Genomic DNA, 17,000 nt, shown 5'->3' on the forward strand with positions numbered 1-17,000 from the left:
CAGATCTCCGGCCTGCCGTTCTACGGCCCGGTCGGCGGCATCCGTCTCGCCCTGATCGACGGCCAGTGGGTCGCGTTCCCGAAGTTCAGCCAGCTCGCTGACGCCGTCTTCGACCTCACCGTCGCCGGTCGCCTGGTGACCGACGCCAACGGCACCGAGGATGTCGCGATCATGATGGTCGAGGCCGAAGCGACGGAAGGTAGCTGGGAGCTCATCCGCTCTGGCGCGATCAAGCCCGATGAGGCCGTCGTGTCCCAGGGGCTCGAAGCGGCGAAGCCGTTCCTGAAGCAGCTCATCAAGGCGCAGCAGGAACTCGCGGCGCAGTCCGCGAAGCCGATCCAGGAGTTCACCCTCTTCCCGCCGTACTCCGACGAGGCGTACAACGCCGTCGCCGAGATCGCGTACGACGAGCTCAAGGGCGTCTACCAGATCGCCGACAAGCAGGAGCGCCAGAACGCCGACGACTCCCTCAAGGAGCGCGTCAAGACGGCCATCAACGAGAAGGTCGAAGCCGGCCAGCTCAGCGGCGAGGTTCCGCCGATGGTCAGCGCCGCCTACAAGTCGGACAGCAAGACGGTCATGCGCACCCGCGTGCTGACCGACGGCATCCGCATCGACGGGCGCGGCTTGAGCGACATCCGCGCGCTCGACGCCGAGGTGCAGGTCATCCCGCGCGTCCACGGCTCGGCGATCTTCCAGCGCGGCGAGACCCAGATCCTGGGTGTCACGACGCTGAACATGCTCAAGATGGAGCAGCAGATCGACTCGCTCGCGCCGGTCAAGAAGAAGCGCTACCTGCACCACTACAACTTCCCGCCCTACTCGACCGGTGAGACCGGACGGGTCGGTTCGCCGAAGCGTCGCGAGATCGGGCACGGCTTCCTCGCCGAGCGCGCCCTCGTGCCGGTGCTGCCGCCGCGTGAAGACTTCCCGTACGCGATCCGGCAGGTCTCCGAGGCCCTCGGGTCGAACGGCTCGACCTCGATGGGTTCGGTCTGTGCCTCGACGCTGTCGCTGCTCAACGCGGGTGTGCCGCTGCGCGCGCCGGTCGCGGGCATCGCGATGGGCCTCATCTCCGACGAGGTCGACGGTGAGACGCGCTACGCGGCGCTGACCGACATCCTCGGTGCGGAAGACGCGCTCGGCGACATGGACTTCAAGGTCGCCGGCACGTCGGACTTCATCACGGCGATCCAGCTCGACACCAAGCTCGCGGGTCTCCCGTCCTCGGTGCTCGACGGTGCGCTCAAGCAGGCCAAGGAAGCCCGTACGGCGATCCTCGCGGTCATCAACCAGGCGATCGACGGACCCGACGAGATGGCGGCCACCGCGCCGCGCGTCATCAGCGTCAACATCCCGGTCGACAAGATCGGCGAACTGATCGGCCCGAAGGGCAAGACGATCAACGCCATCCAAGACGCCACCGGCGCCGACATCTCGATCGAGGAAGACGGCACGGTCTACATCGGCGCCGTCGACGGTCCCTCGGCCGAGGCCGCGCGCGCCCAGGTGCTCGCGATCGGCAACCCGATCAACCCCGAGGTGGGGGAGCGCTTCCTGGGCACGGTCGTCAAGATCGCGACCTTCGGTGCGTTCGTCTCGCTCATGCCCGGAAAGGACGGCCTGCTGCACATCTCTGAGGTGCGCAAGCTCGCCGGTGGCAAGCGGGTCGAGAACGTCGAAGACGTGCTCGCCGTCGGCCAGAAGATCATGGTCGAGATCACCAAGATGGATGACAAGGGCAAGCTGAGCCTCGCCCCGGTCGTCGATGACGTCGAGGGCGCTGCCGTCGAGGGTGGCGACACCGAGTCGTCGGCTGCCGCGTCTGAGGGCCCCGAGGGTCCCGCCGAAGGCTGATCTCCGCCCGCTTCACCGGATGCCGTCCCTGCTCAGCCGGGGCGGCATCCGTCGTCTGTGCCGTGAAGTAGGGCGGGCTCTGCAGTCGGTTCAGTAGTAGTAGTACGGCGACTGCGACGCGGCGAGAGTCACCGCGAGGCCGATCAGGATGACGAGGCCCAGCGCTCCGGAGAGCACGCCGAGCACGAGCGGCCGCAGCCGTGCGGGGATCAGAAGTGCGCAGGTGACGATCGCGGCGTACAGGGCGACGATCAGCACGAGGAACGCGATCACCGTCGTCGGGTCGCCTCCCGTCGCGCACTCCGGCGGGGTGGGGTAGATCATGATGCACGCCTGCGCGGGGCGCGGGATGGCCCACAGGACGCCGATCGCGGCGACAGCCAAGAGGCCGGTCGGGGCGAGCCACCAGACGAGCGAACGAGTGCGGGCGGGAATAGGGGTTGCGGTGGTCATGGCATCCTCTCGGCCCGGATTGGGCCCTTACTTACTACGACGCCCGACGCTCCCGGAACGTTGGGCAGCTGTCAACCGGAAGCGCCCGAAGTTTGGCGAAGGGCCGCGACCCCGCCTCCACGTCGAGGGAGGTCGCGGGCCCTTCAAATGGGGTGCGATGGCCGGTCCGTGCGCTGTGGACGACCCGGCTCCGGATGCTCGAGGCACCCGCGCGAGATCACGCTACGTCGAGCCGGTGACGAAGGCGAGCGCTTGACAGCAAGTTCCCGAGAAATTCACCTCCCCGGGTACCCCGAACGGGGGAGGATCGGGGTCGTAACAATTCGGCCACGTCGTCCGGCCACCTGCGGTGCTCGGCGTTAACCTTGCGACACAGCACACGCCGCCCCCGCAGCCAGCAGATCGCACGTACGCGGGGTCGAGGAGGCGCCAGATGACCGAGGAGAGCGTTCCGGTGGCCACGCCGCCTGTTGCCATCACGACCTCCCCGACGCGCGTCACGACCGACCGCATCACCACGGAGCAGACGCGCGCGATCGTCGGTTCGACTCCCGCACCGCGTCGTCGCATCGGCCCGTCGGATCTCCAAGTCTTTCCCGTCGCGCTGAGCGGCAACGTGTTCGGCTGGACGGCCGACGCGGCCGAGAGCGAGCGGGTGCTCGACTCGTATGTCGCGTACGGCGGCAACTTCATCGACACCGCCGACTCGTACGCGGGCGGCCGCAGCGAGATCATCATCGGAAACTGGATGCGTGCCCGCCTCTCGCGCGACGACATCGTGCTCGCCACGAAAGTGGGCAAGAGCGCCGACCACGCGGGACTCTCGGCACGTGCGGTCACGGCCGCCGTCGAGGCATCGTTGCGTCGACTGCGCACGGACCGCATCGACCTGCTGTATCTGCACATTGACGATCCCGACGTGCCCTTCGAAGAGACGCTGCTCGCGGTCGACGAACTCGTGCGTGCCGGCAAGGTGCGCTACTTCGGGGGATCGCATCACACCGGCAGCCGGCTGATCGAGGCGCGGATCGCGTCGGCGCAGCTCGGGGTGGCTCGCATGATCGCGTTGCAGAATCACTACAACCTGGTGTTCCGACGGGAGTACGAGGAGGGCCTCGCCCGCGTCGCGATCGACCTCGCGCTGGGCGTCATGCCGCGCTTCGCGCTGGCGAGCGGGTTTCTCACGGGCAAGTACCGGTCGAAAGCCGATCTCGATGGCACGAGGCGTGCCGAGGTGGGGCGGTTCGTCAACCGGTCCGGGCTCCGGGTGCTGCAGGCTCTTGACGCCGTCGCGGCCGAACATGACTCGCCGCCCGCCACGGTCGCGCTCGCCTGGCTGCTGAGCAAGCCGAACGTCGTCGCACCGGTGGTCTCGGCGAGCGCGGTGGATCAGGTCTTCGATCTCGTCGCCGCTGTCGACCTGAGTCTCACCCGTTCACAGCTGACGAGCCTCGACCGCGCGAGCGCCTGACCCTCGCGGGCCGGTTCGCGCGGCCGAGGCTCGGCCGGTGTGCTGTGACGGTGTTAGCCGGTGACGCCCGGGATGACTACCCGACCGCCGATCAACACCAGCCAGATGACGAGCAGGATGATCGCGATCACCGTGATCGCCGCCCCGCCGCGGCGCGTGGTGCCGCTGAAGACGAGCTGCAGGAGCAGCACGATGATCGTCACAACGGCCAGGAGCGGAGCTCCGAAGGGCACGTTTGCGATGAACAGCGAGAGCACGAACAGCACCGAGGCGATGATCTGGATGACGGCCAGAATCGCTGAGCCGCGGCGGAGCCGTGCGATGGCGTCAACGATGGCGAGCACGCCTCCGACGAGAGCCACGATGAATGGCAGAGTGATGACCACGCTGAATTCCAGGGGCATGGGGCAGCCTTCCAGTTGGGCGCGGCGGGATGCCGCGCGACCCCGAGCCTAGCGAGGCACCGACTTCGCACGGCCCCCTTTCGGCGGAGGCACGGAGAGTGCTAGGGCTCAGCGACCGGCTTCGGCCGAAACGCGGTCGAACGTGCGGGTGAGCGCGTGCGACGCGGCGATCGGATCGCCGGCGTAGCCACCGCTCATCGCGCCGTCTCGTGCGAGCACGAGCTCGTCGGCGGCGTCGCCCGGCAGCGGGTGACCGAGAGCGCGGGTGAGACGCTCCAGCACCGTCGCGTACCACTCGCGGTGGTCGCGTACGGCATATCGGACGGGATGCTGAGGGTCGGAGAATTCGGCAGCGGCATTGATGAACGGGCAGCCGCGGAAGCCCGGCGCGGCAATCGTGGCGAGCACGGAATCCCGCACCGCGTTCAGGGCGTCTGCCGGAGTGTCGGTCGGGGAGGTGATCCGGGTGAACTCTTCGGCGACCTGGCGGTGCCGGTAGCCGACGTATGCCGTGATGACCCGGTCTTTCGAGCCGTAGTGCTTGTAGAAGGTCGCCTTCGTGACGTTCGCTGTCGCGATGAGGCGGTCGACACCGACCGAACGGATGCCTTCGTCGTAGAACAGCTCGTCGGCCGTCAACAGGATCCGGAGCTTCGCTGGCGCGTCAGGCAGCTGGGTCAGTGGTGGTTCGATGTCGATGGACACGGGGGGCTCTCGGTTGGCGCTGGCGCTGGCGGTGATGAGTGGGCCGCGTCCGTTGGGGGAAACGGACACGACCCGTCCACGGCGGCCGTTCGGGCCGGCCACGGGGACTGTGGACCCATGGGGGGTGGATCCACGGGCAGTCTACCATAGGAGGACAGACAGAGTCGTCTGTCCCCATCACCCACCTTCAGGGGTGGCGAGTCTCAGTCAGCTGGATGACTTAGGCTCGGCAGGATGAACGGCGCCGTTGCGTTCCCGCTCGACGTGCCCGAGCTGGAGATCGCCGCATCCGGGGGCTCGCGCGTTCGGCGTACCATCCTGCCGAGCGGAGTGCGCATCCTCAGTGAGCAGGTGCCGGGTTCGCAGAGCGCGACTGTCGGATTCTGGGTCGCCGTCGGATCCCGCGACGAAGTGCCGGTGACCTTTGGGTCGACCCACTTCCTTGAGCACCTTCTCTTCAAAGGCACGACGTCGCGTACCGCGCTCGACATCGCCGTCTCGTTCGATGCCGTCGGGGGCGAGCACAACGCGATGACGGCGAAGGAATACACCTGTTACTACGCCAAAGTGCGCGACCTCGACTTGCCGATGGCGGTGCGGGTCCTCGCCGACATGTTCACCTCGTCGCTCCTCGACCCGGAAGAGTTCGAAAGCGAACGCGGCGTCATCCTCGAAGAGCTGGCGATGGCCGACGACGATCCGTCGGATGTCGTGTCGGAGCGCTTCTTCGAAGCGGTCTTCGGTGATCACGCACTCGGCCGGCCGATCGGTGGCAACCCCGCGGCGATCTCCGCGGTCACCCGCGAGGCCGTCTGGGAGCACTACCGCGCGAACTACCGCCCGCAAGACCTGGTCATCTCGGTCGCCGGTGCCGTCGACCACGACGAACTCGTCGGCTGGACCGTCGCCGCCCTTGAGCTGGGCGGCTGGAACCTCCACCTCTCGGCTCGGCCGGTCTCCCGGCGCGACCCGACTCTCGACCCGATCGATCGCGGCAGCCCGCTCGTGGTCGTCGACCGACCGCTCGAACAGGCCAACCTGCTGCTCGGGGTCGCCGGCCTGCACGCCGCCGACGAGCGACGCCCGGCCCTCACCGTTCTCAACTCGGTGCTCGGCGGAGGCATGTCGTCGCGGCTCTTCCAGGAGATCCGCGAGAAGCGTGGGCTCGCCTACTCCGTCTACTCGTTCGCGGCGTCGTACTCCGACGCCGGCGTGGTCGGCCTCTACGCCGGATGCTCGCCCAAACGGGCCCCGCAGGTCGCCGGCCTCATGCTCGACGAGTTCCGCCGGCTCGCCGAGGGTGGCATCACCGCCGAGGAGTTGGCGCGCGCCCAAGGTCAGCTCGGCGGCGCCTCGGCGCTCGCCCTCGAGGACTCAGACACCCGCATGACCCGACTCGGGCGCTCGGAGCTAACGACCGGCGAGTTCGCCGACCTCGACGAAACCCTCCGCCGCATCGCATCCGTAACGGCCGACGACGTGCGCGACCTCGCCGCCGACCTGACGGCCCGCCCGCTCTCCATCGCCGCCGTCGGCGCGGTCGATGCTGCATCGTTCACGGGTCTCGACGGCGCCGCCGTCGCTGCCTGACCTTCGTCAGCTCAAGGAGTCGAAATTGCCTTCCCGCTATCTGTACCTCGTGCGCCACGGCGAGCAGCAGGATGCCGAACACGGGCTTCCCGACGGTCCGTTGAGCGCCCGCGGGGTGCGCCAGGCGAACGCGATCGCCGAACGGCTCGGCGGTGTTCCGTTCTCAGGTGCGTGGACGTCGCCGCTTCAGCGCGCCCAGGAGACCGCGCACATCATGACGAAGCGCCTCCCCGCTCTTGAGCCCCAGCCGTCCGCGCTGCTGATGGACTGCATCCCGTCGGGTCCGACACCTGACCTCCCGCACGCCTTCGAACCGTTCTTCGGGGCCGTCACCGCCGAAGAGATCTCGGCCGGCGAGGCCCAGATGTCCGATGCACTCGCCGAGTGGATGACGCCGCCAGTCGGCGGCGACCGGCACGACCTGCTCATCACCCACAACTTCGTGATCGGCTGGTTCGTGCGCGAGGCGTTCGGCGCGCCGACCTGGCGCTGGCTCGGCGTCAACCAGGCGAACTGTGGGCTGACGATCATCCGCGTCCGTTCGGCGAAGCCGCCCGTGCTGGTGACCCACAACGATCTCGGTCACCTGGCGCCCGAAATCCGCACCGGCCTCACCGTCGAGCAGCCCTACTGACCCACGACGTCGGCACCGTCAGCGCACCAACACCACGTTCGGTAGTTCGGTCCACGCCGAATCGGTGGTGATGACATCCCGCTGCATCCTGGTTCCGAGCGCGAGACACAGTCGATCGCCGAGAGACAGGCCCGAGCCGGCCGCCCACAGCGCAGCCGCAGCCTCACCATCCGCCTCGGTAACCGGCTCGATGCGCAGACCGTAGCTCACGAGCAGCTCGCGGGCGAGCGACCAGTCGGCACCTGCCTGCCGCACCTTCTGGGCGACTTCTGACCAGTTCGCGGCACCGCAGATTCCGTCTGCGAGCCGCGCCTCGACGGCTGTCGCGCCGGTCTCGCCCTTCAGGAAGGCGAGCAGAGCACTTGCGTCGAACACCGTCACGCGGTCGCGTCCTCCCGTGCTGCGGCTGCCCGGCGTTCGGCGAGGAGATCGGCGACCGGATCGTGACCGGCGAGCTGAGAACGCACCGCAGCGAGAGCGGCGTTCTGCGACAGGATCAGCAGGCCGTCCTTCGCTTCGGCACCCTCGAGCGCGATCAGAGTCGTGCCCTCCGACCAGCCGAAACGCTCCCGCACGTCGACGGGCATGACAGTTCGCCCTTTGTCGCCGACCCGGATGACGTGCGTGGCACTCATGGTCAAAGGCTACCACCGCCGCCTAGCGATTCCCACTTGGTGGTTCACCAACCCACTTTCGAAACCAGTGGGTCGCGTTCGGGTTGTCGTTGTACGGCTCGACGTCGACGTACCCCGACGATCGGTAGAGCGCCTGTGCGGCCGCGAGGCGGGCGTTGGTGTCGAGCACGATCTCGGTGGCGCCGAGGTCGGCGGCGCGACGCTCCAGCTCGGTGAGGAGCGCCCGGCCGAGACCGGTACCGCGGGCGGGAGGCCGCACCCAGAGGTGCTTCACCTCGCCGCGGTCGGGCGCGAGCATCCGGATGCCGCCGCAGCCGATCGCGGCACCGTCAACTTCGGCGACCAGAAATACCCCCGCGGGCGGAACGAACAGCGCGGGGTCGGGGCGGAACGTGCGGTAGCCCGGCATCCCGAGTTCGCGGCTGGTGAAGTACTCGCCGAGAAGTTCGTCGGCGGTCGGCGCATCCGTTGACATGGGAACGAACTCGAGCACGCCCCAACCCTAAGCTGAGGGCATGGTCACCTCCGTCGCGATCGTCGGCTCATCGGGTCGCATGGGTGGCCTCATCGACCAGCTGCTCACCGCCGGGGAGCACTTCGACGTGCACGCCCGCATCGGCCGGGGCGACTCGCTCGAACAGCTCGACGGTGCCGACGTCGTCATCGACGTGAGCGCGCCGGCCGTGTCACCCGGTGTCGTCGAGGCGGCGCTCGACCGCCGCATCCCGATCGTCGTCGGTACCTCCGGCTGGACGACCGACCGCATCGCGCCCGTCGCCGCCCGAATCGCGGCCGACCCGGAACTCACGGCACTGTTCATCCCGAACTTCTCGCTCGGGTCAGCGCTCGCGACCCGGTTCGCCGAACTGGCCGCGCCGCACTTCGAGTCGATCGAGATCATCGAGGCCCACCACGCGGGCAAGACGGATTCGCCCTCAGGCACCGCCATCCGCACCGCGGAACTGATCGGAGCCGCGCGCACCGAACTCGGCCCGGTCGCCGCTCCGCATGCCGATCAGCGCGCCCGCGGGCAACAGGTGGCGAGTGTGCCCGTGCACTCCATGCGGATGTCGGGGGTGAGCGCCCGACAGGAGGTCGTGTTCGGCGGATCCGGCGAGACCGTGCGGATCGTGCACGAGACGCTGTCGGACGAGTCCTACGAGCCCGGCATCCTGCTCGCCCTCACCGCCGCAACGCCCGGGGCCGGTCTCGTCGTCGGGCTGGGCGCCCTGCTCGGGTTGTAGAGGCCTTTCCATGCGCACGAGGCTCGCCGTTCTCCTCATGGTCGGGCTGCTCGTGCTCTATCTGGTCTTCGCGATCCGCTACGGCGTGCTGCTGATCGGCGTCGGTGAGCCCGTCGCGGTGGGGCTGGGGGTCGCACTCTTCGTGTTGCCGCTCATCGCGATCTGGGCGCTCGTCACCGAACTGTTGTTCGCGGTACAGGCGGAGCGGCTCGGGATGAAGCTCAACGCGGAAGGTGGACTGCCCGCCGAAGAGCTGCCGCTCCGGCCCAGTGGCCGCATCGACCGTGCCGCGGCCGACGAGCTGTTCCCGAAGTACCAGGCCGAGACCGAGGCCGCACCCGAAGACTGGCGCACCTGGTTCCGGCTCGGGCTCGCCTATGACGCCGCCGGCGACCGCCGACGCGCTCGCTGGGCGACTCGGCAGGCGATCAGGCTCAGCCGGATCTGAACTCGTCGGCCAGCCGCTCGAACTGCCCGATCGGATCGTCGCCGACCGGGCGGACGATGACGGATGCCGCGCCGGCATCCCAGAGCGAGGTCACCGTCTCGGCGGCGTCGGCCGGCGTGCCCGCGACGACCGTTGCCTGCTCAACCGGGATGCCGAGGAAGCCGGCGGCACCCGCAGCCACATCGGCGACCCGCGTGTGCGCCACGGCGGGGTCGTCGTCGATTGCCAGGTGCGCGAAGACGCTCACCTCGTGGGTCGGGTCCCCGCCACCGCGCGCAGCCGCGGCCAGCGCTTCCACGATGTGCGCCGGTCCGCTGCCTTCGGCGAGCAGAGTGCCGTCGGCGATCCGCCCCGCCAATTCCAGCGACTTCGGACCCTTCACGCCAGCGATCAGAGGGGGTACGCGGTGCGGCGGGTGCACCAGCTGCACCCCGTGGATGCGCACCGCCCGACCGTCGAGATTGAGCTCGTCGCCCGCCAGCAGCGTCCGTACGGCGGCGAAAGTCTCTTCGAGGAGTGCAAGTGGCGACGGGGTGCTCAGGCCGATCAGCTGCATCCACTCGGGCACGCCATGTCCGATACCGGCGATCAGCCGACCCGGGTGCAGTCGTTCGAGAGTCGCGAGCTCCATCGCGAGAAGCGCAGGGTTGCGCAGCGGCGCGGGGATGATCCCGATTCCGACGTGCACCCGCGTCGTCGCGGCGAGGGCTGTCGCGACCGTGGCGATCGCGCCCGTCCAACCGAGGTCTTCGACGAGCCAGAGCTCGTCAGCACCGAGCCGTTCGGCGTTCGCGGCGAGTTCGGGGAGTCGCTCCGGGGGCAAGTCGCGATCGATCATGAGCCCGAGACGCCGGGAAACGGCGGTCGTCATCGGCTGAGCACCGCATCGATCGCGTCGCGCACCGTACGGTGTCGCCACTCGAAACCGTCGGCGGCGAGCCGCACGGGCTGGAGCTGCACGTCGGCGAGCAGCAGGTGTTCACCGGCGTCGCCGAGCGCGAGCCGGATCGCCCACGCGGGAACCCGAAACAGCCGAGGGCGGCGCAATGCTTCCGCGAAGGCCGCCGTGATCTCATCGGCGGTCGCGGGTGTGGGGCCAGCGAGCACGACGGCGCCAGAGAGCGACGACGACAGCAGGTGCACGATCGCCCGCACCTCGTCGTCGAGTGAGATCCAGGGCCAGAACTGACGCCCCGACCCGAACCGGGCGCCGAGGCCGAACGAGGTGAGCAACCGTACGGGCGCTAGGCCCCCCGACTTCGCGACCACGACGCTCGTGCGCAGCGTCACGACACGGGTCGCGGCCGGGGCAAGGGCCGCGGCCTGTTCCCAGGCGAGCACGAGGTCGGGCACGAAGCCGTCGCCGCGCGGAGAGTCGTCGTCGAGCCGCACGCGCGGACGATCGCCGTAGAAGCCGATCGCCGAGCCGCTGAGGAACGTGGATGGCGGGGTCGACATCCCGGCCATCGTCTGGGCGAGCAACCGGGTGCCGGTGACGCGCGACGACACGAGCGTGCGGCGGTAGGAGTTCGTCCACGGGAGGCGAGCGATCGAAGCGCCCGAGAGGTTGATGACCGCGTCGACCCCTTCCAGCGCGGCAGGGTCGAGCTCGCCGGCATCCGGATTCCAGCGGATCTCGTTCGCACCCCGAGCCGCGCGACGCACGAGGGTGCTGACCTGGTGCCCGCCCGCACGGAGGGCGCGCACCAGGGGCTGCCCGATCAGGCCGGACGCGCCGGCGACGACGATTCGACTCATGCCGCGGCCCGGCCCTAGGCCAGGCTCGCCTCGAGGGTGATCGTGGTGCCGGTGAGCGCCTTCGACACGGGGCAGTTCGCCTTGGCATCCTCGGCGATCGCTGGGAACTCACTCGGGTCGAGTCCAGGTACCTTCGCGCTCACCAGCAGGTGGATGCCGGTGATCCCTTCGCCGGGCTGGAACGTCACGGCGGCGGTGACCTGCAAGCTCTCGGGCGCGTGACCCGCCTTGCCCAGAGCGGCGGAGAACGCCATTGAGTAGCAGGCGGAATGCGCCGCGCCGAGCAGCTCTTCGGGATTGGTGCGGCCGACCTCACCCTCAGACCGGGCCTGCCAGGTGACCGGGAACTCGCCCGCATCCGAGGAGTCGAGACTGGTTGTGCCCGAGCCGCTCGTCAGATCCCCGAACCACAGCGTCGTCGCTTCAGAAGTCAGTGCCATGACCCGAGCCTACGTTCCTCAGGCTGCGGCGGCACCCTTGCCACCGAGGATTCCAGCGCGGGCCAGCAGCAGGTAGATCTGGCAGCCGAGGCAGTACGCGAACACCGAGTTGAGGAACGCGGCGACAAACGCGGCGGCGCCGGCGACGACGAGGGCGATCGGCCCGACGACGAAGTACAACGCAATACCGACGACGGTGACGAACAGTCCGACGCCCTGCGCGAAAGTCGGCGGGGTCGGGTCCTCGAGCTCGATGGGAGGCTTGAGCCGCGGCTTGATGACCGCCTTGAAGAACAGAGCGTAGGGATGCCGCTGCACCCCGGCCACGGTCCCCCAGAGGAACACCGCTGCGTTGTAGATCGACAGGATCAGGGCGGCGACGCCATAGCCCAGCAGCGCGAGGGCGATCACCACGAGGAACAGTACGGCGACGACTCCCGCGGTAAAGCGCGGGCCGCGCGGGTCGATGCCGCGCGGGCTGGAGGGGGCGGTCATGCGGCGAGCACCCGATCGAGGGCGAGCACTCGTTCCAGTTCGGCGACCACGACATCTCGTCGCACGGCACCGCCGATGCGCGCTCGCACCGCGCCGTCCGCGTCGAGGATGAGGGTGGTGGGGGTTTGCAATACCCGGTAGCGAGACGCCAGCTCGGGTCGGTGCGTCACATCGAGATCGACGTGCGTGACCTCCTCGGTGCGGGCGGCCAGATCGTCGAGCACCCGAGCCGTCGACTTGCAGGGGGCGCAGACCTCAGTGGAGAACTGCAAGAGGGTCGCGCGGCCGCCGAGTGCGACTCCGGCGATGCTCACGATTCGTGCGTCCCCGTTCCTGCGAGCGGAGACCGCCCGGGCGCGGCCCTGGGTCGCCCGGTGCAGAACGCCGAGCAGCGTCGCCGCGAGCACGAGGCCCACCAGCACAAGCGCGACAGTTCCGGCATCCATAGCTCTGACGGTAGTGAGCCGATCGCGTCACGTCACGCGGGCCTGTCACACTCCGTCATACGGCCGAGGCGGATATCGTGAGGGCCGTGTCCGACGCCTACGACGTTCAATTCCGATCCGATATGACCGTTGAGTTGGTGCGCTCGAGCGCTCACGACTCCGACGTCGTGTTCGCCGCCCGCGTGTCGACGATGGGGGAGCAGACCCTCGACGAAGCCGCTTCGGGCGCTTCGGCGGGCGACAAAGACAAGGGCCTCATCAACTTCCTGATGCGCGACCGGCATGGGTCGCCGTTCGAGCACAACTCGATGACCTTCTACGTGCAGGCGCCGCTCTTCGTCTTCCGCGAGTTCATGCGGCACCGGATCGCCTCCTACAACGAAGAGTCGGGCCGCTACCGCGAGATGAACCCCGTCTTCTACGTGCCCGCACCCGAGCGCAACCTCGTGCAAATCGGAAAACCCGGCGCCTACGACTTCATCCCCGGCACCCCGGAGCAGACGGCCCTTGCCGTCGAATCCGGCAAGGCGGTCGCCACGTTCGCTTACGCCGAGTACCAGAAGCAGCTGGATGCCGGCGTCGCCCGCGAGGTGGCCCGCACCGTGCTGCCGCTGTCGCTCTACTCGTCGATGTACGTCACGATGAACGCCCGGTCGCTGATGAACTTCCTGTCGCTGCGCACCAAGCGCCCCGAATCGCACTTCCCGTCGTTCCCGCAGCGCGAGATCGAGATGGTCGCGGAGTTGATGGAGGAGGCGTGGAAGCCCCTCATGCCCCTCACCCACGCCGCCTTCGAATCCGGCGGTCGCGTCGCCCCGTAGTGCGTAGGAATCCCGGATGATTCCAAGGAAGCGACGGCTGCTTCACAGCTTCCGCTCCACGTGATCCGGGATCGCAGCGTCCTACCAGCGGCCGTCGCCCCTCCCCATTCCTTGGAATGCCGCCGATTCCACCGGGCCGGCTGAACCCGACAGGCACGGGCGACTTCTTCCCGAGCATCACGAGATGCCTCTCGATCTTCCCGAATTGGTCGCTCGCCTCGGCGGCGCGGCGAAAACCGTCGAGATGCTCGAAGCCGGTGCGTCGCCGAAAATGATCGCCGCAGTCGTGCGGAGTCGAGAGCTTCTGCGGCCTCGTAAGGCGTGGTATGTGCTGCCGGGTACACCGCCGTCCCTTGTTGCGGCGGTGCGGGTTGGGGGACGCGCGACCTGCCTGACCGCCCTGCGCGAACTCGGGGTTTGGGTGACCGACCCCGTTCCCCTCGTTCACGTAGCGGTGCACCGCTCGGCCTGTCAACTGCGCGCCGTCGCCAGCCATCACGAGCGACAGGCTGTCATCGGCGATGCGGTCGTGCACTGGGTCGACACTCCGCGACCTCGGCTCGCGGTGGGGTCGCGCCTCCTGGAGACCCCGGGACGTGCGCTCGCCGACGCGCTGGGTTGTCTCGAAGGCGACGCGCTCCTGGCGACCGTGGAATCCGTGCTGCACCGTCGTCTGATCACGCCCGAGATCTGGCGGGCGATGCTGGCCGGGATGCCGTCGGCGCTTCGTGCCGAACTGCAGATCGCCAGCGCACTTTCGGGAAGTGGGCTCGAGACGTACTTTGTGAGCAAAATCCGCCGGCTCGGAGTGCCGGTTCGTCAACAGGTCTGGATCGGTGCCGATCGAGTGGATGCGCTGCTCGGCGAGTGCCTCGTGGTCGAGCTGGACGGGCGCGCGTTCCACGATCCCCACACCGATCACGTGCGCGATGCCCGCCTCATCCTCGAAGGGATGCGGGTGTTGCACTTCGACTACGACATGGTGCTTCACGACTGGGCAACCGTCGAGGCCGTCGTCCTGGCGTCGCTCCGTCGTGGAGACCACCTGCCGTGACAGGCGGCTGATTCCAAGGAAGCTCCCAGCGCGCGGCGGCGGCGGAGGTGGCGAGCCTTTGGCGTCTTCCGGCGGCGGGCACCCCCGCGACCTCCAGGCGGGGCGGCGGTTCCTTGGAATGCGCCCCACCCCACTGACCGCGCACGGGCGACGGAAGGAGGCCCGATAGCCTGTAACGCGTGTCGTCGCAAGAGAATCCGTTCGGGCAGGTACTCGTCGCGCTGGTGACCCCGTTCACCCACGAGGGAGAGGTGCACTGGGCCGACGTCGAGAAGCACATCGACGAGCTGGTCGGCCACGGGGTCGACGGCATCGTTGTGACGGGTACGACAGGGGAGACGAGCACCCTCACCGACCCCGAGAAGATCAAGCTCGTCGAGGTCGCGAAGGATGTCACGGCGGGCCGGGCGAAGGTCATCACGGGCGGCGGTTCCAACGAGACGGCGCACGCGATCGAGCTCTACAAAAAGAGCGAGAAGGCCGGCGCCGACGGCATCATGATCGTCACGCCGTACTACAACAAGCCGACCCAGGCGGGCATCCTCACGCATTTCCGGATCGTCGCCGACGCGACCGACCTGCCGGTGATTCTGTACGACATCCCGGGCCGCACCGGCGTGGAGATCCAGTACGAGACGATCCTGCGTGCCTCGAAGCACCCCAACATCCTCGCGGTGAAGGATGCGAAGGGTGACCTGAGCGAGGTGAGTCGCGTGCTCAACCAGACCGACCTGATGTACTTCGCGGGCGACGACGCGAACGTGCTGCCGACGCTCGCAATCGGTGGCACGGGACTCATCGGCGTGACCGCGAACATCGCCCCCGAGCAGTACCGGCGCATGGTGGATGCCGTCAATGCCAACGATCTCGACAGTGCGCGCGCCGCGCACCAGGCGCTCGAGCCGCTCGTGCGCGCGACGATGACCCACGTGCCCGGCACCGTCGCGACGAAGTACATCCTGCACGGGTTCGGTCGCATCACCAGCCCACGCGTGCGCCTTCCGCTCGTCGGGCCCGAGGAACATGAGGCCGCGCTGATCGAGGACGAGATCGCCCTGGTGCACGACATCGAGGGAATCGACCCCAAGCAGTTCCGACCCGACGCCAACGCGGCGGCCGGTGGCGCGCTGCCGAAGATCGCCGGAACGACACGCTGATGGCTGACGACCTGTACGACCCACCCGCGCTCGCGGACGGCACTCTGCGTGTTCTCCCGCTCGGCGGTCTCGGTGAGATCGGCCGCAACATGACGATCTACGAATACGAGGGCAGCCTGCTCGTCGTGGACTGCGGCGTGCTGTTCCCCGAGGAGCACCAGCCCGGGGTCGACCTGATCCTTCCCGACTTCACGCCCATCCGGGACCGGCTCGACGACATCGTCGGCGTCGTGTTGACGCACGGCCACGAGGACCACATCGGCGCCGTTCCCTACCTGCTGAGGCTGCGCCGCGACATCCCGCTGATGGGTTCGCGGCTCACGCTCGCGCTCGTCGAGGCGAAGCTCAAAGAGCACAAGATCGCGCCGCAGACCCGGGTCGTCGCGGCCGACCAGATCGATCGCTTCGGCCCATTCGAGCTCGAGTTCGTCGCCGTCAACCACTCGATCCCCGACGCGCTCGCCGTCGCTATCCGTACCCCCGCTGGCCTCGTGCTGCACACCGGCGACTTCAAGATGGACCAGTTGCCGCTCGACGGCCGCCTCACCGATCTGCGCGCGTTCGCCCGCCTCGGCGAAGAGGGGGTCGACCTCTTCCTGCCGGACTCCACCAATGCCGACGTTCCGGGCTTCACCCCGCTCGAGCGCGACATCGGTCCGGTTCTCGACCACGTCATCTCGCGTGCGAAGAAGCGCGTCATCGTCGCCTCTTTCTCGTCGCACGTGCATCGGGTGCAACAGGTACTGGATGCTGCGGTCGCCAACGAGCGCCACGTAGCGTTCGTGGGCCGGTCGATGGTGCGCAACATGGGCATCGCCGCCGACCTCGGTTACCTCGACGTGCCGCCGGGTGTCATCGTCGACCTGAAGACGGCGATCACGATGCCCGACGATCGGGTCGTGTTCATGAGCACCGGGTCGCAGGGTGAGCCGATGGCGGTGCTCGCCCGCATGTCGAACCAGGACCACCAGATCGAGGTCAGCAAGGGCGACACGATCATCCTCGCGTCGAGCCTGATCCCAGGCAACGAGAACGCGGTCTATCGGGTCATCAACGGGCTCACCAAGCTCGGCGCGAACGTCGTGCACAAGGGCAACGCGAAGGTGCACACCTCCGGGCACGCGGCCGCCGGTGAACTGCTGTACTGCTTCAACATCATCAAGCCGCGCAACGTGCTTCCGGTGCACGGCGAGGCTCGCCACTTGCGCGCCGCCGCCGATCTCGCGATTGAGACCGGCGTGGAGCCCGACCGCGCGATCATTGGCGAGAACGGCATCGTCGTCGATCTCAAGGATGGCGTTGCTCGGGTCACCGGGCAGCTCGACATCGGCTACGTCTACGTCGACGGCTCGACGGTTGGCGAGATTACGGATGCCGACCTCAAGGAC

At 68.4% G+C, this 17,000-nt stretch carries 21 protein-coding genes; 10 read left to right on the plus strand and 11 right to left on the minus strand.

The window, feature by feature from the left end; all coding sequences use genetic code 11:
- Positions 1-1,857: polyribonucleotide nucleotidyltransferase (locus RMO30_RS03115; RefSeq protein WP_309709388.1), on the plus strand; the 1,857-nt coding region annotated here is incomplete at its 5' end.
- A gap of 90 nt (positions 1,858-1,947) precedes the next feature.
- Here RMO30_RS03115 and RMO30_RS03120 read toward each other — a convergent pair.
- A complete protein-coding gene (locus RMO30_RS03120; RefSeq protein ID WP_309709390.1) occupies positions 1,948-2,310 on the minus strand; it encodes a hypothetical protein in 363 nt (120 codons plus the stop codon).
- A 433-nt stretch (positions 2,311-2,743) separates the two neighbouring features.
- On the opposite strand from RMO30_RS03120, the gene RMO30_RS03125 reads away from it, so the two are divergent.
- Positions 2,744-3,781 carry an aldo/keto reductase gene (locus RMO30_RS03125; RefSeq protein ID WP_309709393.1) on the plus strand — a complete coding sequence of 346 codons (1,038 nt, stop codon included), beginning with the start codon at positions 2,744-2,746 and terminating at the stop codon, positions 3,779-3,781.
- Between the two features lie 53 nt (positions 3,782-3,834).
- Here the strand turns inward: RMO30_RS03125 and RMO30_RS03130 are convergent, their stop codons facing one another.
- Entirely contained in the window at positions 3,835-4,185 is a 351-nt protein-coding gene (locus RMO30_RS03130) for a hypothetical protein (protein ID WP_309709397.1), read from the minus strand.
- Between the two features lie 108 nt (positions 4,186-4,293).
- Positions 4,294-4,890: a TetR/AcrR family transcriptional regulator gene (locus tag RMO30_RS03135; RefSeq protein ID WP_309709399.1), complete on the minus strand. Its 597-nt coding sequence runs from the start codon at positions 4,888-4,890 to the stop codon at positions 4,294-4,296.
- 234 nt (positions 4,891-5,124) lie between these two features.
- Between RMO30_RS03135 and RMO30_RS03140 the strand changes: the two genes are divergently transcribed.
- On the plus strand, positions 5,125-6,480 hold the full coding sequence (locus RMO30_RS03140; RefSeq protein ID WP_309709402.1) for a pitrilysin family protein: 1,356 nt from the start codon (positions 5,125-5,127) through the stop codon (positions 6,478-6,480).
- A gap of 25 nt (positions 6,481-6,505) precedes the next feature.
- On the plus strand, positions 6,506-7,114 hold the full coding sequence (locus tag RMO30_RS03145; protein ID WP_309709405.1) for a histidine phosphatase family protein: 609 nt from the start codon (positions 6,506-6,508) through the stop codon (positions 7,112-7,114).
- A gap of 18 nt (positions 7,115-7,132) precedes the next feature.
- Here the strand turns inward: RMO30_RS03145 and RMO30_RS03150 are convergent, their stop codons facing one another.
- Genes RMO30_RS03150 through RMO30_RS03160 form a run of 3 tightly spaced genes read right to left on the minus strand, consistent with a single transcriptional unit; the run spans position 7,133 to position 8,242 of the window.
- The gene (locus RMO30_RS03150; protein ID WP_309709408.1) at positions 7,133-7,495 is read right to left on the minus strand and encodes a PIN domain-containing protein; all 363 of its coding nucleotides are present in this window, start codon (positions 7,493-7,495) and stop codon (positions 7,133-7,135) included.
- Positions 7,492-7,749 carry an AbrB/MazE/SpoVT family DNA-binding domain-containing protein gene (locus tag RMO30_RS03155; RefSeq protein WP_309709411.1) on the minus strand — a complete coding sequence of 86 codons (258 nt, stop codon included), beginning with the start codon at positions 7,747-7,749 and terminating at the stop codon, positions 7,492-7,494. The genes RMO30_RS03150 and RMO30_RS03155 overlap by 4 nt, the downstream gene beginning before the upstream one ends.
- A gap of 22 nt (positions 7,750-7,771) precedes the next feature.
- A complete protein-coding gene (locus RMO30_RS03160; RefSeq protein ID WP_309709414.1) occupies positions 7,772-8,242 on the minus strand; it encodes a GNAT family N-acetyltransferase in 471 nt (156 codons plus the stop codon).
- Between the two features lie 22 nt (positions 8,243-8,264).
- Here RMO30_RS03160 and dapB point away from each other — a divergent pair, with 22 nt between their 5' ends.
- Together dapB and RMO30_RS03170 are read left to right on the plus strand one after the other, a co-directional pair.
- Positions 8,265-8,993: a 4-hydroxy-tetrahydrodipicolinate reductase gene (dapB, locus tag RMO30_RS03165; RefSeq protein ID WP_309709417.1), complete on the plus strand. Its 729-nt coding sequence runs from the start codon at positions 8,265-8,267 to the stop codon at positions 8,991-8,993.
- Between the two features lie 10 nt (positions 8,994-9,003).
- A complete protein-coding gene (locus RMO30_RS03170; RefSeq protein ID WP_309709420.1) occupies positions 9,004-9,441 on the plus strand; it encodes a hypothetical protein in 438 nt (145 codons plus the stop codon).
- On the opposite strand, the gene RMO30_RS03175 is transcribed toward RMO30_RS03170, so the two are convergent.
- From RMO30_RS03175 to RMO30_RS03195, 5 genes are read right to left on the minus strand one after another with little or no spacing between them, the layout of a single operon-like run.
- On the minus strand, positions 9,428-10,312 hold the full coding sequence (locus tag RMO30_RS03175) for an LLM class flavin-dependent oxidoreductase (RefSeq protein ID WP_309709423.1): 885 nt from the start codon (positions 10,310-10,312) through the stop codon (positions 9,428-9,430). The genes RMO30_RS03170 and RMO30_RS03175 overlap by 14 nt on opposite strands.
- Entirely contained in the window at positions 10,309-11,199 is an 891-nt protein-coding gene (locus RMO30_RS03180; protein ID WP_309709425.1) for a TIGR01777 family oxidoreductase, read from the minus strand. The genes RMO30_RS03175 and RMO30_RS03180 overlap by 4 nt, the downstream gene beginning before the upstream one ends.
- A 14-nt stretch (positions 11,200-11,213) precedes the next feature.
- Entirely contained in the window at positions 11,214-11,639 is a 426-nt protein-coding gene (locus RMO30_RS03185) for an OsmC family peroxiredoxin (RefSeq protein WP_309709428.1), read from the minus strand.
- A gap of 18 nt (positions 11,640-11,657) precedes the next feature.
- Positions 11,658-12,134 (minus strand): DUF4395 domain-containing protein, encoded by a 477-nt coding sequence (locus RMO30_RS03190; RefSeq protein WP_309709430.1) that lies wholly within the window; start codon positions 12,132-12,134, stop codon positions 11,658-11,660.
- Positions 12,131-12,580, minus strand: coding sequence for a thioredoxin family protein (locus RMO30_RS03195; RefSeq protein WP_309709432.1), 450 nt, complete (start codon positions 12,578-12,580; stop codon positions 12,131-12,133). Before RMO30_RS03195 ends, RMO30_RS03190 begins: the two co-directional genes overlap by 4 nt.
- 122 nt (positions 12,581-12,702) lie before the next feature.
- Between RMO30_RS03195 and thyX the strand changes: the two genes are divergently transcribed.
- From thyX to RMO30_RS03215, 4 genes are all read left to right on the plus strand, one after another.
- Entirely contained in the window at positions 12,703-13,401 is a 699-nt protein-coding gene (gene thyX, locus RMO30_RS03200; RefSeq protein ID WP_309709434.1) for an FAD-dependent thymidylate synthase, read from the plus strand.
- Between the two features lie 184 nt (positions 13,402-13,585).
- Complete coding sequence (locus RMO30_RS03205) at positions 13,586-14,455, plus strand: DUF559 domain-containing protein (protein ID WP_309709436.1); 870 nt, start codon at positions 13,586-13,588, stop codon at positions 14,453-14,455.
- Positions 14,456-14,634: 179 nt separating this feature from the next.
- On the plus strand, positions 14,635-15,612 hold the full coding sequence (gene dapA / locus RMO30_RS03210) for a 4-hydroxy-tetrahydrodipicolinate synthase (protein ID WP_309709439.1): 978 nt from the start codon (positions 14,635-14,637) through the stop codon (positions 15,610-15,612).
- A partial coding sequence (locus RMO30_RS03215) for a ribonuclease J (RefSeq protein WP_309709442.1) occupies positions 15,612-17,000 on the plus strand: 1,389 nt, incomplete at its 3' end. The genes dapA and RMO30_RS03215, both read left to right, overlap by 1 nt.

It is taken from the genome of Pseudolysinimonas sp. (assembly GCF_031389465.1).
Lineage (GTDB): Bacteria > Actinomycetota > Actinomycetes > Actinomycetales > Microbacteriaceae > Pseudolysinimonas_A.

What these genes read in the sequence shown, in the direction of transcription:
- RMO30_RS03120 (WP_309709390.1), bottom strand. Translation starts at nt 2,310, where the DNA reads ATGACCACCGCAACCCCTATTCCCGCCCGCACTCGTTCGCTCGTCTGG.
- RMO30_RS03125 (WP_309709393.1), top strand. Translation starts at nt 2,744, where the DNA reads ATGACCGAGGAGAGCGTTCCGGTGGCCACGCCGCCTGTTGCCATCACG.
- RMO30_RS03130 (WP_309709397.1), bottom strand. Translation starts at nt 4,185, where the DNA reads ATGCCCCTGGAATTCAGCGTGGTCATCACTCTGCCATTCATCGTGGCT.
- RMO30_RS03140 (WP_309709402.1), top strand. Translation starts at nt 5,125, where the DNA reads ATGAACGGCGCCGTTGCGTTCCCGCTCGACGTGCCCGAGCTGGAGATC.
- RMO30_RS03155 (WP_309709411.1), bottom strand. Translation starts at nt 7,749, where the DNA reads ATGAGTGCCACGCACGTCATCCGGGTCGGCGACAAAGGGCGAACTGTC.
- dapB (WP_309709417.1), top strand. Translation starts at nt 8,265, where the DNA reads ATGGTCACCTCCGTCGCGATCGTCGGCTCATCGGGTCGCATGGGTGGC.
- RMO30_RS03170 (WP_309709420.1), top strand. Translation starts at nt 9,004, where the DNA reads ATGCGCACGAGGCTCGCCGTTCTCCTCATGGTCGGGCTGCTCGTGCTC.
- RMO30_RS03175 (WP_309709423.1), bottom strand. Translation starts at nt 10,312, where the DNA reads ATGACGACCGCCGTTTCCCGGCGTCTCGGGCTCATGATCGATCGCGAC.
- RMO30_RS03180 (WP_309709425.1), bottom strand. Translation starts at nt 11,199, where the DNA reads ATGAGTCGAATCGTCGTCGCCGGCGCGTCCGGCCTGATCGGGCAGCCC.
- RMO30_RS03185 (WP_309709428.1), bottom strand. Translation starts at nt 11,639, where the DNA reads ATGGCACTGACTTCTGAAGCGACGACGCTGTGGTTCGGGGATCTGACG.
- RMO30_RS03190 (WP_309709430.1), bottom strand. Translation starts at nt 12,134, where the DNA reads ATGACCGCCCCCTCCAGCCCGCGCGGCATCGACCCGCGCGGCCCGCGC.
- RMO30_RS03195 (WP_309709432.1), bottom strand. Translation starts at nt 12,580, where the DNA reads ATGGATGCCGGAACTGTCGCGCTTGTGCTGGTGGGCCTCGTGCTCGCG.
- thyX (WP_309709434.1), top strand. Translation starts at nt 12,703, where the DNA reads ATGACCGTTGAGTTGGTGCGCTCGAGCGCTCACGACTCCGACGTCGTG.
- RMO30_RS03205 (WP_309709436.1), top strand. Translation starts at nt 13,586, where the DNA reads ATGCCTCTCGATCTTCCCGAATTGGTCGCTCGCCTCGGCGGCGCGGCG.